The 16,570-nt window shown below is 72.0% G+C and carries 11 protein-coding genes and 1 pseudogene; 4 read left to right on the top strand and 8 right to left on the bottom strand.

The window, feature by feature from the left end:
• Positions 1-441: 441 nt before the first annotated feature.
• Both ACZ3KP_RS25630 and ACZ3KP_RS25635 read right to left on the bottom strand, forming a co-directional pair.
• On the bottom strand, positions 442-2,379 hold the full coding sequence (locus ACZ3KP_RS25630) for an amylo-alpha-1,6-glucosidase (protein ID WP_467501917.1): 1,938 nt from the start codon (positions 2,377-2,379) through the stop codon (positions 442-444).
• 74 nt (positions 2,380-2,453) lie between these two features.
• Positions 2,454-3,866 (bottom strand): MGH1-like glycoside hydrolase domain-containing protein, encoded by a 1,413-nt coding sequence (locus ACZ3KP_RS25635; protein ID WP_467501919.1) that lies wholly within the window; start codon positions 3,864-3,866, stop codon positions 2,454-2,456.
• Between the two features lie 120 nt (positions 3,867-3,986).
• Between ACZ3KP_RS25635 and ACZ3KP_RS25640 the strand changes: the two genes are divergently transcribed.
• From ACZ3KP_RS25640 to ACZ3KP_RS25650, 3 genes are all read left to right on the top strand, one after another.
• Positions 3,987-5,207, top strand: a complete 1,221-nt coding sequence (locus tag ACZ3KP_RS25640) for an ROK family transcriptional regulator (protein WP_467501921.1) — start codon at positions 3,987-3,989, stop codon at positions 5,205-5,207.
• A gap of 421 nt (positions 5,208-5,628) precedes the next feature.
• On the top strand, positions 5,629-8,349 hold the full coding sequence (gene ppdK, locus ACZ3KP_RS25645; RefSeq protein ID WP_467501923.1) for a pyruvate, phosphate dikinase: 2,721 nt from the start codon (positions 5,629-5,631) through the stop codon (positions 8,347-8,349).
• 299 nt (positions 8,350-8,648) lie between these two features.
• Entirely contained in the window at positions 8,649-9,092 is a 444-nt protein-coding gene (locus tag ACZ3KP_RS25650; RefSeq protein ID WP_467501924.1) for a transposase, read from the top strand.
• 34 nt (positions 9,093-9,126) lie between these two features.
• Here ACZ3KP_RS25650 and ACZ3KP_RS25655 read toward each other — a convergent pair whose 3' ends face one another.
• Positions 9,127-9,858 carry an SDR family oxidoreductase gene (locus ACZ3KP_RS25655; RefSeq protein WP_467501926.1) on the bottom strand — a complete coding sequence of 244 codons (732 nt, stop codon included), beginning with the start codon at positions 9,856-9,858 and terminating at the stop codon, positions 9,127-9,129.
• Between the two features lie 70 nt (positions 9,859-9,928).
• On the opposite strand from ACZ3KP_RS25655, the gene ACZ3KP_RS25660 reads away from it, so the two are divergent.
• Positions 9,929-10,786, top strand: a complete 858-nt coding sequence (locus tag ACZ3KP_RS25660; RefSeq protein ID WP_467501928.1) for a LysR family transcriptional regulator — start codon at positions 9,929-9,931, stop codon at positions 10,784-10,786.
• 261 nt (positions 10,787-11,047) lie between these two features.
• Here ACZ3KP_RS25660 and ACZ3KP_RS25665 read toward each other — a convergent pair whose 3' ends face one another.
• The 5 genes and pseudogenes from ACZ3KP_RS25665 to nirB form a co-directional block, all read right to left on the bottom strand.
• Positions 11,048-11,590, bottom strand: coding sequence for a rhomboid family intramembrane serine protease (locus ACZ3KP_RS25665; protein ID WP_467501930.1), 543 nt, complete (start codon positions 11,588-11,590; stop codon positions 11,048-11,050).
• A gap of 127 nt (positions 11,591-11,717) precedes the next feature.
• The gene (locus ACZ3KP_RS25670) at positions 11,718-12,650 is read right to left on the bottom strand and encodes an aminoglycoside phosphotransferase family protein (protein ID WP_467501932.1); all 933 of its coding nucleotides are present in this window, start codon (positions 12,648-12,650) and stop codon (positions 11,718-11,720) included.
• Positions 12,651-12,689: 39 nt separating this feature from the next.
• Positions 12,690-13,109: pseudogene (locus ACZ3KP_RS25675) on the bottom strand (SDR family oxidoreductase); the annotation flags it as partial.
• A gap of 124 nt (positions 13,110-13,233) precedes the next feature.
• A complete protein-coding gene (gene nirD, locus ACZ3KP_RS25680; protein ID WP_467501934.1) occupies positions 13,234-13,587 on the bottom strand; it encodes a nitrite reductase small subunit NirD in 354 nt (117 codons plus the stop codon).
• A complete protein-coding gene (gene nirB, locus ACZ3KP_RS25685) occupies positions 13,584-16,190 on the bottom strand; it encodes a nitrite reductase large subunit NirB (protein WP_467501936.1) in 2,607 nt (868 codons plus the stop codon). Before nirB ends, nirD begins: the two co-directional genes overlap by 4 nt.
• Positions 16,191-16,570 lie beyond the last annotated feature (380 nt).

A 16,570-nucleotide genomic window follows, 5' to 3' on the forward strand; every position in this document is an offset into this window, starting at 1 on the left:
CTGGCCCCCCTTCCGGCTTCGGGCTCGGCTTCGCCGTTGGTGCCGGGGGCGGGAGTCGCGTGGTCCGTGGGCGCGTCCTCGCCCACGGACTCGAGCTCGCCCGTGGTCGCCGCTTCGTGCGCGGCCTCCGTGTCCCCGGTGCTCGTGGTGCGCCCGGAGGCGGTGGTGCCGGTGGCCTTCGGGGTCTCCTCGGCCTGCTCGGCCTGCTCGGCCTCGACCTCAGCCCCGGGCTCCCCGGCCGTACTTGATGACTGGCGTGTGCTCGTGTGCTGAGGCAACCCGGAGGTCCTTCCGTGTGCGACCCGTGAGACGGAGAGGGCGGGTCGACGCCGGGGAGGCCTGGACCCGCCGACTTTCCGTACGGCTCGCGGAAGACCCCGGTTCAGGACCTTCGGCAAACACCGGGCAAACGCATACCGACCAACGCCCGCACGGGGCGTCCTACGCACCCCCCACCGCGGTCAACAGCGCCAGCGGAGCCGCCGCCGACCGCGACTCCCGCGCGCACGCGTGCGGATAGGGCACCGGCTCCGGATGCGTCTGACGCCCGTACCCGGCCAGCACCTCCGGCAGCCGGTGCCCGCCCGCGGTCGCCGCGTCCACCAGCCCGTGCGCCACGGTACGGGCCTCGTCGTGCAGCCCGTACCGCGCCAGCCCCAGCGCGATCAGGGCGTTGTCGTGCGGCCACACCGACCCCCGGTGGTACGACAACGGGTGGTAGGCCGGCTGCCCCGCGGCCAGCGTCCGCACCCCCCACCCGGAGAAGAAGTCCGGCTCCAGCAACCGCCGCCCGACCTGCTCCCCGTACTCCTTGTCGAGCAGCCCCGACCACAGCAGATGCCCCGCGTCCGAGGCGAGCGCGTCGACCTGCCGCCCCTCCCCGTCCAGCGCGAGCGCGGGAAACCCGGCCTCCCGCATCCAGAAGTCCCGCTGGAACCGGTCCCGCAGGTCACCGGCCGCCTGTTCGAGGAGCGCCGCGTACGTCTCGTCGGCCCACACGGTCCGCGCCACCCACGCCGTCCGCCGCAACGCGTCGTACGCGTACCCCTGCGCGCCCGCCGCCATCACGGTCCCCACCGGCCGGCTGCCGTCGGCGGAGCAGATCGCGCCGGGGGAGTCCTTCCAGTTCTGGTTGGCGAGCCCGCCCTTGTCCGCGCGGTAGACGAGGTAGCCGCGCGAGGTCAGCCCGCCGTGGTCGAGCATCCAGCCGACGGCCGCGCGCGCGTGGCGCTCCAGCCGCCGGGCGGTCGCGAGGTCCCCGGTGCGCTCCACGTACGCGCCGAGCAGGATCAGGAAGAGCGGGGTCGCGTCGACGGACCCGTAGTACCGCCCGTACGGCACCTGCCCGAAGTGGGCCAGCTCCCCGTGCCGTACCTCGTGGACGATCTTCCCGGGCTGGGCCACGGAGTGCGCGCCGGTCTCGGTCGCCTGGGTGGCGGCGAGCGCCGGGAGGGTGGCGGCGGCCAGCTGCGGGCGGTAGGGGAGGGCGAAGAGGGAGGTGAGCAGGGCGTCGCGGCCGAGCAGGGTGAGGAACCAGGGGGCGCCCGCGGCGGGGACCCGGAGCTGCTCCCCGTCCGGCCCGGTGGCCGGCACCTGGAGCGTGGCGAGGTCGGCGAGGCCGCGGGCACAGGCCGCCGCCAACTCCGGCCAGCCGGTCGGGAAGGCCACGCCCTCCACGAACTCACCCTCTTCGGCGAGGAGTTGCTCGTTGAGCGCGGCCGGGTCACGCGGTACGCGCAGCGCCCGCCGGTCGCCGTGCGGGCGCCCGATCACCCGGACGACCAGCTCGGTCGTGCCGTACGGCGCCAGCTCCAGCGTCCACACCATCCGCCGGGCTCCGGTGCCGGTCTCCTCCACGGCGTCCGGCGCCGGGTCGGCCGTGATCGTCGTACAGGACCGCCATTCGCCCCGCCGGTAGCCGAACTCCAGTCCGTCCTCGAGGATCTGACGGGAGCGCACCGCACCGGACTTGGTGTAGGTGCGGTGGTCGGCGCGGAGTTCGAACTGGTCGGTGAAGTCGGCGTCGGCGGTGATCGCGAGCCGGATCGTGGTGGGCACGGCGCGGTTGCTGGTGACCCGCAGCGACTCGACGAACGCGCCGTCCCCGACCGCCTGTTCCCGGAACAGCGTGTGCGCGGGCGGTTCCTGGCGGCCGCCGCGCGGCACCAGCACACAGTGCGCGCCGTCCCCGTCGGCGACCGGGGTGAGCACCTCGGGCAGCGCCCCGTCGGCCGTCAGCTGCCAGCGGCTGAGGTGCCGGGCGTCCCGTACGAACAACCCGTCCGGGGAGCCGCCGCCCCGGACGCCGCTGATGTCGCCGTGGTCGTCCACGGCGGCGAAGGTCTCGCCGTGCACGAGCAGGTGATGCCGGTCCGTCATCCCCGGTCCCCTCCTTTGTCACCCAGGTCGAACGTGCCACCCACGACGAAGACACGTCGTTTTGTCAGGTCTTGTCAATTTTTAGAAGGTGTTGACTGTTTCAGGTGTTTCGAGTGTTTCGTGCTGTGGTGCAGGTCGAGGGCGAGCGCCGCCGTCCAGCTGAAGCCGGTCGCGCCGCACGCCTCGCCGGTGCCCGGGTCGACGTACTCGGCGAACCCGCTCGCGCCGGCGGTCCCCACGAGTGCCTCGGCGAGCGCGTCCGCCCGCTCCCGCTCGCCGTGTTCGCGCAGCCCCCGCTCCAGTAGCCAGCCGGTGTTGAACCAGGCGGGCCCGCGCCAGTAGCGGTGCGGGTCGAAGGCCTCGCCGAGCAGGTCGTAACTGGGCACCAGGTGGGTGGCGGTGCCGAAGTGCGGGCCGGTCAGGGTCCGCACCAGCGCGGCGGCGATCTCGGCCGGCAGTTCGGGCAGGAGCAGCGGGACCAGCCCGGAGACCGAGCGCTCGGGGATCAGGCCGCCGTCGCCCCGCAGGTCCCGGCAGAGGAAGATCTCCCGCTCCGGGTCCCACAGCCGGTCCACCAGGGCCGCCGTCAGCCGCTCCGCCCGCGCGTGCCGTGCCGTGCCGGTCGCCCCCAGCTCCCGCGCGATCCGGGCGAGGGCGTGCTCGGAGGCGACGAGCAGCGCGTTGAACGCGGGGTCCTCGACGGCGAACTCCCGCCCGTGGTCCGCGTACCCGGCGTCCCGGTAGTCGGCCGCGAGCCGCACGTACCGCCCGTAGTCCAGGTCCGTCGGCCGGTCCTCGGGGGCGCCGTGGTCCAGGTCGGCCCGGCGGAAGGAGCGCGCCGGGGCCGGGGCGACGCGGGCGAGGGGGGCGTCCCAGCAGGGGCTGTTGTCCATCCCCTGCTCCCAGGGGTGGACGACCGAGGCCAGCCCGCCGCCGCCCAGGTCCCGCCGGTGCAGCAGATAGCGGTGCCAGGCGGCGAGCCGCGGGTAGACGCCGGCCAGGAAGCCGCGCGCCCGGGACAGGCCCGGGTCGGCCAGGTGCACCAGCCAGGCGGCCAGCGCGTGCACCGGTGGCTGCACGATCCCGGAGGTCTGTACGGTGCGCGGGGCGCCCGCGGCGCGGCCCGCGGACGAGGAGCGCCAGAAGTCGGGGCTCGGGAAGTACGCGTCGAGGGGTACGGAGGGGTTGAACACGATGTGTGGGATCCGCCCGTCGGCCCACTGGGCGGCCAGCAGCGTCTCCAGCTCGGTCTGCGCGCGCAGCGGCGACAGGTGCCGCAGCCCGATCGCGACGAACGCCGAGTCCCATGACCACTGGTGCGGATACAGCCGCCGGGAGGGCACGGTCGAGGTGCCGGTCCAGTTCGCGTCGAGCACGCGCGCGGCCGTGACGTGCAGGGACGTCGGGCCGTTCGGCAGCGTGGACGGTGGATCGTATGCGATCTCGTGATCAGGCGCATGGGCGGTGAGCTGGGCAGTGCGATCCACTCGGGACTCCCCGAAGACGTCCGGCCGACCGGGTTTGGCTGTGGCTACCGTAGGGTTACGTCTATTTAACACGCAAAACTCAATATGTAATGCAAGCTTGAGAAACACAAGGGGGTGCGCATGACCGGACGTCCGGGGAGAACCGGCAGGGGCGGCGGGCAGGCGAACGCGGGCGAACTGCTCGAACTGGTGCGCAGTGGACGGGCCGTGACGCGCGGTGCGCTCCAGCAGGCGACCGGACTCTCCCGTGCGACCGTCGGCCAGCGCCTGGACCGGCTGTTCCGCGCGGGCTGGCTGCGCGAGGGCGCCGGCGGCCCGGTGGACTCGCCGCTCGGCGGACGCCCCTCCATCACCCTCGAGTTCGACGACTCCCACGCGGTGGTGCTCGCCGCCGACCTGGAGACCCGCCACGCCCGGGCCGCCGTGCTGTCGCTGAGCGGCGAGCTCCTCGCGGAGCACTCCGGCACCCTGGTCATCCAGGAGGGGCCGGAGGCGGTGCTGCCCGAACTCGGCCGCTGGTTCGCCGAGTTGCTGACGAAGACCGGCCACCGCGCCGAGGAGGTCTGCGGGATCGGCCTCGCGGTACCGGGCCCCGTCGACATGGACACCGGCCGGGTCGTGCAGCCCCCGATCATGCCGGGCTGGGACGGCTACGACATACGGGGACGGCTGGCCAGGGCGTTCACGGAGCACACCGGGGCGCCCGCGGTCCCGGTCGTGGTGGACAACGACGCGAACCTGATGGCCTACGGCGAGCAGCGCACCGGACACCCCGACTGCTCGGCGTTCGTCCTGGTGAAGGTCTCGACCGGCATCGGCGCCGGGGTCGTGGTCGACGGCGCCGTCTTCCGGGGCGTCGACGGCGGCGCCGGGGACATCGGCCACATCCGGGTGGGCACCGAGGCGCAGTGCCGCTGCGGTTCGTACGGCTGCCTCGCCGCCGTCGCCAGTGGCGGCGCGGTGGCCCGGCGGCTGGCGGAGGCGGGGGTGCCGGCGGCCTCGGGCTCGGACGTGCGCGATCTGCTCGCGGCGGGCCATCCGCAGGCGGCGGCGCTGGCGCGGGAGGCCGGCCGCCAGGTCGGGGACGTGCTGGCGACGGTCGTCACCCTGCTCAACCCCGGGGTGCTGATGATCGCCGGGGACCTGGCGGGCACCCCCTTCCTCACCGGTGTGCGAGAGCTGCTGTACCAGCGGGCGCTGCCCCGCTCCACCGCCCACCTGGACGTCGTCACCTCGCGACTGGAGGAGCGGGCGGCGCTGGTCGGCGCCGGGCTGATGGTCGTGGCACAGCTGTACGCGCCGGAACGGGTGGAGGAACGGCTGCTGGCGCTGGGCGTGTGACCGGTGCGTGTGACCGGTGCGTTTCCGTCCCGTGCCGATGTCCGCATGGTGAACCCGGGCGGCTTGTGGCAGCGTGATTCTCGCCACCCTTGATAAGGGCTGCGCTCAGATGAGCGGATCATGGGCGACTGCACTTCTCCAAAGGGTGGCACTGGGTGCCACCCTTTGATCGTTCATCGATCGAAATCAGACGTGCGGGATGGCCGCTCAGATGAGCGAAATAGTGCGGCGATGAGGGATGATGTGTTCAAGAAGTGAAAACACGATCGGACTACGGCTTGCCAAGCTTTGACTTTCAATCCACTGGCGGACGACCGGTTACGGGCGCATGACACGCAAGTAGACGTACCCAGACGCCTTCGATCTGGGTATGTTCCTCGCCGTCAGGGCAGCCACCGCGTCCTCGAGGGAGTCGAGACCCGTGTCGGAAAACAAAGAACCCCACGTAGCGAAGTTCGTCTACGACTTCACCGAGGGAAACAAGGACCTCAAGGACCTCCTCGGTGGCAAGGGCGCGAACCTCGCCGAGATGACGAATCTGGGACTCCCCGTTCCCCCCGGCTTCACCATCACGACGGAGGCCTGCAAGGTCTACCTCGAGAGCGGCGCGGAGCCCGCGGCACTGCGTGACGAGGTGAGTGCGCACCTCGATGCCCTCGAAGGCCGGATGGGCAAGAAGCTCGGCCAGGCCGACAACCCCCTGCTGGTCTCGGTCCGCTCCGGCGCCAAGTTCTCCATGCCCGGCATGATGGACACGGTCCTGAACATCGGCCTCTCCGACAAGTCGGTCCAGGGTCTGGCCAAGCAGGCCGGCGACGACCGCTTCGCCTGGGACTCCTACCGCCGCCTCATCCAGATGTTCGGCAAGACGGTCCTCGGCGTCGACGGCGAGCTGTTCGAGGAAGCCCTCGACGAGGCCAAGGACGCCAAGAAGGTCACCGTCGACACGGACCTGGAGGCGGCCGACCTCAAGAAGCTGGTCACCCGGTTCAAGAAGATCGTCAAGGCCGAGGCCGGCCGGGACTTCCCGCAGGACCCGCGCGAGCAGATGGACCTCGCCATCAAGGCGGTCTTCGAGTCCTGGAACACCGACCGTGCCAAGCTCTACCGCCGCCAGGAACGCATCCCCGGCGACCTCGGCACCGCCGTCAACGTCTGCTCGATGGTCTTCGGCAACCTGGGCCCCGACTCCGGCACCGGCGTCGCCTTCACCCGCGACCCCGCCTCGGGGCACCAGGGCGTCTACGGCGACTACCTCCAGAACGCCCAGGGTGAGGACGTCGTCGCGGGCATCCGCAACACGGTCCCGCTCGCGGAGCTGGAGCAGATCGACAAGAAGTCGTACGACCAGCTGATGCAGATCATGGAGACGCTGGAGAACCACTACAAGGACCTCTGCGACATCGAGTTCACCATCGAGCGCGGTCAGCTGTGGATGCTCCAGACCCGGGTCGGCAAGCGCACCGCGGGCGCGGCCTTCCGGATCGCCACCCAGTTGGTCGACCAGGGCCTGATCGACGAGACCGAGGCCCTCCAGCGCGTCACCGGCGCCCAGCTCGCCCAGCTGATGTTCCCGCGCTTCGACGAGCAGGCGAAGGCCCAGCAGGTCGGCCGGGGCATCGCCGCCTCGCCGGGCGCGGCGGTCGGCAAGGCGGTCTTCGACTCGTACACCGCGGTGAAGTGGTCCCGCTCGGGCGAGAAGGTCATCCTGGTCCGCCGCGAGACCAACCCCGACGACCTCGACGGCATGATCGCGGCGGAGGGCATCCTCACCTCCCGGGGCGGCAAGACCTCCCACGCGGCCGTGGTCGCCCGCGGCATGGGCAAGACCTGTGTGTGCGGCGCGGAGGACCTCGAGGTCGACACCAAGCGCCGCCGGATGACGGTCCCGGGCGGCCAGGTGGTCGAGGAGGGCGACGTCATCTCCATCGACGGCTCCTCCGGCAAGGTCTACCTGGGCGAGGTGCCCGTCGTGCCCTCCCCGGTCGTCGAGTACTTCGAGGGCCGGATGCACGCGGGCGCCCAGGACGCCGACGAACTCGTCGAGGCCGTCCACCGCATCATGGCCTTCGCCGACCGCAAGCGCCGGCTGCGGGTGCGTGCCAACGCCGACAACGCCGAGGACGCGCTGCGCGCCCGCCGCTTCGGCGCCCAGGGCATCGGCCTGTGCCGCACCGAGCACATGTTCCTCGGCGACCGCCGTGAGCTCGTGGAACGCCTGATCCTGGCGGACACCCAGGAGGACCGCGAGGAGGCGTTGAACGCCCTCCTGCCGCTCCAGAAGAAGGACTTCGTCGAACTCTTCTCGGCGATGGACGGCCTCCCGGTGACGGTCCGCCTTCTCGACCCGCCGCTGCACGAGTTCCTCCCCGACATCACGGAACTCTCGGTCCGCGTGGCCCTCGCGGAGTCCCGCCAGGAACCCCACGAGAACGAACTGCGCCTCCTCCAGGCCGTCCACCGCCTGCACGAGCAGAACCCGATGCTGGGCCTGCGCGGCGTCCGCCTCGGCCTGGTCATCCCCGGCCTGTTCACCATGCAGGTCCGCGCCATCGCCGAGGCCGCCGCCGAACGCAAGAACGCCAAGGGCGACCCCCGTGCGGAGATCATGATCCCGCTGGTCGGCACGGTCCAGGAACTGGAGATCGTCCGCGAGGAGGCCGACCAGGTCATCGCGGAGGTCGAGGCGGCGACCGGCACCAGCCTGAAGCTGTCCATCGGCACGATGATCGAGCTGCCGCGGGCGGCCCTGACGGCCGGTCAGATCGCCGAGGCGGCGCAGTTCTTCTCCTTCGGCACCAACGACCTGACGCAGACGGTCTGGGGCTTCAGCCGCGACGACGTGGAGGCCTCCTTCTTCACCGCGTACCTGGAGAAGGGCATCTTCGGGGTGTCCCCCTTCGAGACGATCGACCGGGACGGCGTGGGCTCCCTGGTCGCGGCGGCGGCCAAGGCCGGCCGCGCCACCCGCCCCGACCTCAAGCTGGGCGTCTGCGGCGAGCACGGCGGCGACCCGGAGTCCGTCCACTTCTTCCACGAGGTGGGCCTCGACTACGTCTCCTGCTCCCCGTTCCGCATCCCGGTGGCCCGCCTGGAGGCGGGCCGGGCGGCGACCCAGTCGGAGGGCAGCGACCACCGCTGAGGCCGCCCGGCCTCCCAGGACCCCGGGTCCGCCGTCCGTCCCCGACCCTCAAGACCGATGGACGGCGGCCCCGGCACACAAAAGAGGGGCGGCACCCTGTGCGGGGGTGCCGCCCCTCGGTGCATCATCTGCTCTGGGCGGGGGCGGCTTGGAGGCCAGGACAACGGGCGGGTGGCCTGGCCCGGATCCTTGGGTCGGGTAACTGATCTTCCGTTCGTTGCGTGGCAGGCTGCTTCCACGTTGTGATGGTGGGGGTGGTCGTGGGACGTCGTCCGGGGGTGTTCGTCCGGCCGGTATGCATGCAAGATGTACTACCGCATCCGGCCCCGCAGACGTGGTGCGCGTTCCTGTCCCTGCTCAAGTCCCTGCGCATCCGCCGGCCCGGCGAGAAGCTCCACGTCGTCCTGGACGACTTCTCCGCTCACAAGCACCCGAACGTCCGCGCGTGGGCCGCGGCGAACGACAGCGAGCCGGTCTTCCTGCCGACCTACGGATCGTGGCTGAACTGGATCGAGTCCGAGTTCGCCGCCTTGTGCTACTTCGCCCTCAACGGCACCGACCACCGCAGACCAGCTTCGCCCCCGACTCACGGTCCGCACCTGGACCGAGTACCCGGCCAAGGTTGCCTGCCGGTCCGCTACCCTTCCGTCGGCTGTCGCCGGGGCGGTCCGGCGGGTAACCCGGGCGCTGCGGCCCGTCGGGCGCCGGCGCGGTCTCCGGCTCGCCCATCCCGTCCGGGCTGACCCCGCCCCGTCCCTCGGTTCCCTGACAGGCAGCTCACCAGGGGACCGGGCCGTGCTCGTCGAAGAAGCCGCCGGTCGGCCCGTCATCGGGCAGCGTGGCGAGCCGGACGATCACGGCCGCGCCGTCGGCCGCGGTGCGGGTGAGGCCGGGGAATGCGGTGGTGAGGTCGGTCGCACACGGCCCCGGATCGGCGGCGTTGACCAGGATGTTGCGGCTGCGCAGTTCCTTGGCGTACTGCACGGTCAGCGAGTTGAGTGCGGTCTTGGACGGGACGTACGCGGCCAACGGGGGCCGGGTTGTGAAGTAGTCCTCGGGATCGGTCATCCGGGCGATGGAGCCCAGTCCACTGCTGACATTGACGATCCGGGCGGCGGGGGAGCGCGCGAGCAGCGGCAGCATCGTGGTGGTCACGGTGATCACGCCGAACACGTTGGTCTCGAACACCTCGCGTACAACGGGCAGTTCGACACTGCCAGGGCTCTGGGCGGCGAGGTCGCCGGCGATGCCGGCGTTGTTGACCAGGATGTCCAGCCGGCCGAAGCGCTCCTCGATCCAGCGGGCGGCGGACAGGACGCCGGCGCGGTCCGTGACGTCCAGGGTGACCGGGTACACCCGCGGACCCAGGGCGGCTGCGGCTGCCGCACCGCGGCGCGGGTCGCGCGAGGCCAGCAGGACGTTCGCGCCGAGCGAGGCGAGCCGGGCTGCGACCTCGCGCCCGATGCCCTTGTTGGCACCGGTGACCAGGGCAGTCGTGGTTTCTGTCATGCGTTCAGCCCACCACGGGGGCGGCCGGGAGTTCCAACACCGATCAGGTGCGCAGCGATACCGTGCGGGTATGGAAAGACTGGAGGTCCGCGAGCTCGTCTACTTCACCGCTGTCGCCGAGGAACTGCACTTCGGCCGGGCGGCCGCCCGGCTGGGGATGACCCAACCGCCGCTCTCCCGCGCCATTCAGCAGCTCGAACGACGGCTGGGCGTGGCCCTGTTGGAACGTGGCAGTCGCCGGGTCGCACTGACCGAGGCGGGGGCCGTCCTGCTCCGCGAGAGCCGTACGGTGCTCGACGCCGCGTCGGCCGCGGCGTGCCGTACCCGGCGGGCCGGCCGAGCGGAACCGCGTCTGGTCCTGGTCATCAAGCCGGGCGGCGACGGTGGCCTGCTGCCCGCGATCCTCGACGCCTATCAGACTGAGCCGGGTGCGCTGCCGGTCGAGCTGGTGTGCAGCTTCGGCGAGCGTGAGATCCTCCTGCGGGAGGGCCGTGCCGACGCCGCCCTGCTTCACCGCCCCCACCACGACCTCACCGGCCTGGACACCCAGGACCTCCTGACCGAGACTCAACTTCTCGTGATGCCGAGTTCGCATCGCCTCGCGGGCCGTACCCGGGTCTGCCTGAACGACCTCGCCGGGGAGCCCCTGCCGCGCTGGCCGGGCGCATCTGAGGGTGACTCACCCGGACCCGAGATCCACGACCTTGCGCAGCTTCTCCACCTCATCGCCTTGCGCCGCATGGTCGCCGTCCTCCCCTCCTCCATCCGCGACCAGCTCCGCGACGACCTGGTCGCTGTCCCAGTCGACGATGCCGAGCCCACCACGCTCGCCCTCGCCTGGCCCGAGCACGCCACCTCCCCAGCCCTGGCCGCCTTCGTCCGCACGGCCGCCGCAGTGGCGGGCAAGGCGACGGGCCACGGCGGGTAGAGCGGAGAGACACGGGGGTGGGAGGTGCCCCGCCCATGCTCGCAGGCCTGCGAACACTCCAGGACGCCCTCACGGCCACCGTCGGGATCACACCTGGAGGCAGAATGACGGGTACCGGACGGCGAACCCATTACTCGGTCGACAATCCGAGCCAAGCCACTGGACCGTGTGATGGGCCGGACATGCGGAAAGGCCATTGGCATCCAGGCCAGCAGGTCGAGGGTGATCGGCATTGCCCGGGGGGCCACCCGAAGTCCTTCCTCAGACGTGCACTGTCCCCAGTAGTGCACGGGTCTCGGCGACCACCCGCGCGTTGAACGCCGGGTCGTGCACCTGTGCGGAACCCCGCGTGTCGATGAGGTGCCGGTCGAAGAGTCCGCGGACGACGACGTAGCCGAAGTACCCGAAGATCAGACCGCTGGCACCGACCGTCGCCACGTCGCCCCGCTCGAAGAACCACACCACGGCGCCGCTGCTGACGGCGATCAGCAGGGTCAGCCCGAGGAACCGCAGCACGCCCCGGTAGGCGGCGAGGAAGCCGAAGACGAACAACGGGCCGGAGTTGCTCTCGATGTGCGCCCAGCTCCAGTGCAGCAGTGGCGCGACCAGGATGTCGGGCAGCGTGCCGAGGTCGCCGGAGACCACCGCGTAGTCCCTGGAGAGGGCGTAGTGGTCGGCGAAGTTGGCCAGTTGCACCAGCCAGACGACCACGAGCAGCCCGAACATCACGAAGAACGCCTTCCGCGCCTCCGCGACCATCTGCTCGGGACTGTCCGACGCCCCCACGGCATCCACCGCACTCACGGCAGGCCCCCCTCCGACGGATTCCACGTCCCCACCACGGCGCACTCTACGACAGGCCGCCACACCGTCACCCCGGCCCGCGCTCCTCCGCCCACGGCTCCGCGGGCACCACCGGGCGGGCGGGGGCTCAGTCGGTCAGGGACGTGGCCAGTTCGTCGGTGAAGCGGGTGATGTGGGTCAGGTGTGGGCCGTCGCGGGCGATGCGGAAGCCGTGGCGGCGGGCCCAGAAGGCGGCCTGTACGGCGTGCACCTGGGCCCAGCGGCGGACCCGTTCGCGGTCGAGTTCGGCTGCTTCGGCGAAGACGTCGAGCAGGCGGTGGGCGGCCTTGCGCAGGTCGTCGGTCCGCATGAGGTTCAGGGCGCGGGACTTCAGGAGTGTGCCGGCGTCGTACGCGGGGTCTCCGGCCCAGCCCTTCGGGTCGACCGCCAGCCAGGGTTCGCGGTCCCCCCGCAGGATGTTGCGTGCGTGCAGGTCGCCGTGGACGAGGGTGTCCGGCTGGGCGCGGCCCAGTTCGCGGGTCGTGGCGACGGCCGCGTCCAGCACCCGCGGCGGCAGCGCGTGCGCCAGCTCGGCGGCGTCCCGCCGCAACTCCGTCTCCCAGTCCCCGGCCCGGTCCCGCAGACGGGGCAGCCCCGCCGGTGCCGGGACGGCCAGGCGGTGGTTGAGACGGCCCGCGATCGCCACCACCGTCTCGTCGTCGGACTCCAGCGCCGCCAGCGTCGTCATGTGGGCCCGCTCCAGCAGGAGGGCGAAGCGGGCGTCGTCCCGTCCGTGCAGGAGGACCGCTCCCCGCCCCCGCCAGGCCTCGAAGGCGTCCGGTTCGTGGACGTTGCCGGGATGCGGGAACGACACCTTCAGGACGCACGGCCTGCCGGCCGTCCGCTGCCGGACCGGGACGACCACCCCGACGCCCCCGTGCGTCACCTCGCCGTCCGGCGCGCAGTCCCAGCGCTCCAGCAGGTCGGCGACGATCGAGGGGAGCTCCGCGATCCACGCCGCCCCGCGATCGCCCTCGCGGCCGACCGTGTCACGTACCAGCCCCTCCGGAACACCGATCATCCCCGCACCCTACGCGCCGCCCGCCCGGCCCGTACGGCCCTACAGCGAGGCGCCGCTGTCCACCACCAGGTCCGTCCCCACCATGGACGCGGCGTCGTCCGAGGCCAGGTACAGCACGGCCGCCGCGATCTCCGCCGTCGCCGAGACCCGGCCCGGCGGGAGGGTCGCCCCTGCCCGCTCGGCGCGGTCCGCGTCCGTCTCGCCCGCACGCAGCGACATGGAGGTGGCCGTCGCCCCGGGGCTGACGACGTTGACACGGACCCCGTCCTTGATGTGGTCCAGCGCCGCACCCCGGCTCAGTGCCGTCACCGCCGCCTTCGTCGCCGCGTACGCGGCGGCCCCGGCGGACGTGGTGTGGACGCCGAAGTTGGAGGAGACGGTGACGATCGCACCGCCCGTCGGCTGGGTCCGCATCCGGCGGATCTCCGCCTGCAACGCCAGGTGCACCCCTGTCACGTGGGTCCTGGCGCCAGAGCCCAGGTTCATCGAGAACGATCGGTCAACAAAGCGATCGCTGAGGTCGGGTCGCTCAGGGCCTGGCCCCACCGGCTGTGGTGGCACCCGGCCGTGCCCGCACCGGCTCCTACCCGGCGGCCCGCACCTCGTACGCCGTCACCCGGACCGCCTCGTCGTCCAGGCACTCGCCGGTCGCCAGGTCGAAGCGCTGCTTCAGCAGCGGTGAGGCGACGAACGGGCGGCCCTGGTGGGTGCCGGTCAGGCCGCGGGAGAGGACCGCCGCGCCACCGAAGGGGTCGCGGTTGTCGATGGCGTACAGGCGGTCCGTGCGGTCGCGGAAGACGGCGACCTGGCGGCCGTCCGGCAGCAGCGCGGCCACCCCCCGGCCGGGGGTCAGCAGGCTCAGGTCGCAGACCGTGAACCAGCTGTCGGCCAGCTGGAGCTGCACCTTCAGATCGGTGGTCTCGGGGGCCAGGGTCATCGCTGGGCGCTTCCTTCCAGTACGTCTGCGGCGGGGCGCATGCCGATGGACAGCAGCGGCAGGTCGGGCTTGATCTGGTCGCGCTCGGGCACGAAGCCCACGACCGGGTCGGGGGTGTCGGGGGCGTTGACGAAGGACACGAAACGGGCGAGCTTCTCGGGGTCGTCGATGGTCGCCGCCCACTCGTCGGCGTAGTGGGCGACATGTGCCGCCATCAGGGACTCCAGCTCCGCGCAGATGCCGAGGGAGTCCTCGACGACGACGTCACGGACGTGGTCCAGGCCGCCCGGGATCCGCTCCAGCCAGGTCGACGTGCGCTCCAGCCGGTCCGCCGTGCGGATGTAGAACATCAGGAACCGGTCGATCAGGCGGACCAGTTCGGCGTCGGACAGGTCCTGTGCGAGCAGGTCCGCGTGGCGCGGCGTGGCACCGCCGTTGCCGCCGACGTAGAGGTTCCAGCCGCTCGCGGTGGCGATGACGCCGAAGTCCTTCGACTGGGCCTCCGCGCACTCCCGGGCGCAGCCGGACACCGCCGACTTGAGCTTGTGCGGGGACCGGAGCCCGCGGTAGCGCAGCTCCAGGTCGATCGCCATCCGGACCGAGTCCTGGACGCCGTACCGGCACCAGGTCGAGCCCACGCAGGACTTCACCGTGCGCAGCGCCTTGCCGTAGGCGTGGCCGGACTCGAAACCGGCGTCCACCAGCCGCATCCAGATCAGCGGGAGCTGCTCGACGCGCGCCCCGAACATGTCGATGCGCTGACCACCGGTGATCTTCGTGTACAGGCCGAAGTCGCGGGCGATCTCACCGATCGTGATCAGGCCCTCGGGAGTGATCTCACCGCCGGGGATGCGCGGTACGACCGAGTACGAGCCGTTCTTCTGGAGGTTGGCGAGGAAGTGGTCGTTGCTGTCCTGGAGGGCCGCCTGTTCGCCGTCCAGGACGTACCCGCTCGCGCCGATCGTCGGGGCGAGGGACGCGATGATCGAGCCGACGGCGGGCTTGCAGGTCTCGCAGCCGTCGCCGCCCCGGGCCGCCTCGCGGCCGTAGCGGTCGAGCAGGTCCTGGTAGCTGGTGACGCGCAACGCGAGGACGATCTCGTACAGCTCCTCGCGGGTCTGCGCGAAGCAGCCGCACAGGCCCTTGTCGACCTCGACGCCGGACGCCTCCAGCTCCGCGGTCACCAGCTGTCCGAGGACCTTGACGCAACTGCCGCACGTCGTACCGGCCTTGGTGCACTTCTTCACCTCGGGCACGGTGGTGCAGCTGTGCTCGGTGACGGCCTCGCGGACGGTGCCCTTGCGGACGTTGTTGCAGGAGCAGATGATCGCCTCGTCCGGCAGCGCGGCCGGGCCGAGCGGGACGGCCTCCCCGGCACCGGCCGGCAGCACCAGCGACTCGGGCGCGACCGGCGGCACCGAACCGGTGAACGCCTTCAGCGTCCCGTACGCCTCCGCGTCGCCGACCAGGATGCCGCCGAGGAGGGTGCCGTCCCGGCCGATGACCAGCTTCTTGTACAGGCCCGCACGGGCGTCGGAGTAGACGACGTCGAGGCAGTCGTCGCCGGTGCCGTGCGCGTCGCCGAAGGAGGCCACGTCCACGCCGAGCAGCTTCAGCTTGGTCGACAGGTCGGCGCCGGTGAAGGCGGCCTCGTCGGAGGCGATGGTCGCCGCGGCCGTCTCGGCCTGCTCGTACCCCGGCGCCACCAGGCCGTACACCCGGCCGTCCGCCGCCAGGGCGCACTCGCCGATCGCGAACACGTGCGGGTCCGTGACCGTACGGCACTGCTCGTCGACCGTGATGCCGCCGCGCTCGCCGACCGACAGGCCGCAGTCCCGGGCGAGTTGGTCGCGGGGGCGGACGCCGGCGCTGAACACCACGAGGTCGGTGGCGAGTTCGGAGCCGTCGGACAGCTTCATGCCGGTCACGGCGCCCGCGTCGTCGACGACGATCTCCTGCGTGCCCACGCCGGTGTGGACGGTCAGGCCCATCTCCTCGATGGTGCGCAGCAGCGCCGCACCACCGCCCTCGTCCACCTGCACGGGCATCAGCCGCGGTGCGAACTCCACGATGTGGGAGGTGAGTCCGAGCCCCTTGAGCGCGCCCGCGGCCTCCAGCCCGAGCAGACCGCCGCCGACCACGGCGCCCGTCGAGGCGTTCTTCGCGTACTCCTCGATCGCGAGCAGGTCCTCGATCGTGCGGTACACGAAGCAGCCGGTCGCCTCCTGGTGCGGGACCGGCGGCACGAACGGGTACGAGCCGGTGGCCAGGACGAGCGTGTCGTACCCGAACACCGCGCCGGACCTGGCCGTCACCGTCCGCGCCGCGCGGTCGACGTGCTGCGCCGGGTCGCCGACGTACAGCTCGATGCCGTGGTCGGCGATGAACCCCATGTCCGTCAGGGAGAGGTCGTCGGGGCTCCGGCCCGAGAAGTACGAGGTGAGGGCGACGCGGTCGTAGGCGGGACGCGGCTCCTCGCAGAGCACGACCACGCGGTGCGTGGCGGTCAGACCGCGCGCCGCCAGCGCTTCGAGGAAGCGCTGGCCGACCATGCCGTGGCCGACGAGCACGATCGTGGGGGTGGCCCCGGGGGCGGTGGTCATCAGGAGCCTCCATCGTGGGTGAGCAGGTGGAGCGGGGGGACGCCACCGGCGAAGGGCGCGGCGGACGTCACGGACCTGGCGAACGTCACGGGGCCGGTGGATGTCATGGGTCCGGTGGACGTCCCGGGCGCCGTGGGTGTCTCCGGTGGCGCCGGCATCGGCGGCACGGGCCTCGCCGGTCGCACCGGTGGCACCGATGTCACCGGTGGCACCGGCGTGCCGGACTCCCCGAGTCGCCGGACGGGGCGGACGCCCGCGAGGCCGACGCCGGTCACCACCACACGCGTATTCGGGGTCATGTCCAGGAGCGTGCGCGGCGGACGTTACCCGGCCGCATCACCCCTGTTTCCCGCGCGGAACGCTGCCCTCTTCCCGGCCGG

It is taken from the genome of Streptomyces sp. NPDC020958 (genome assembly GCF_055562175.1).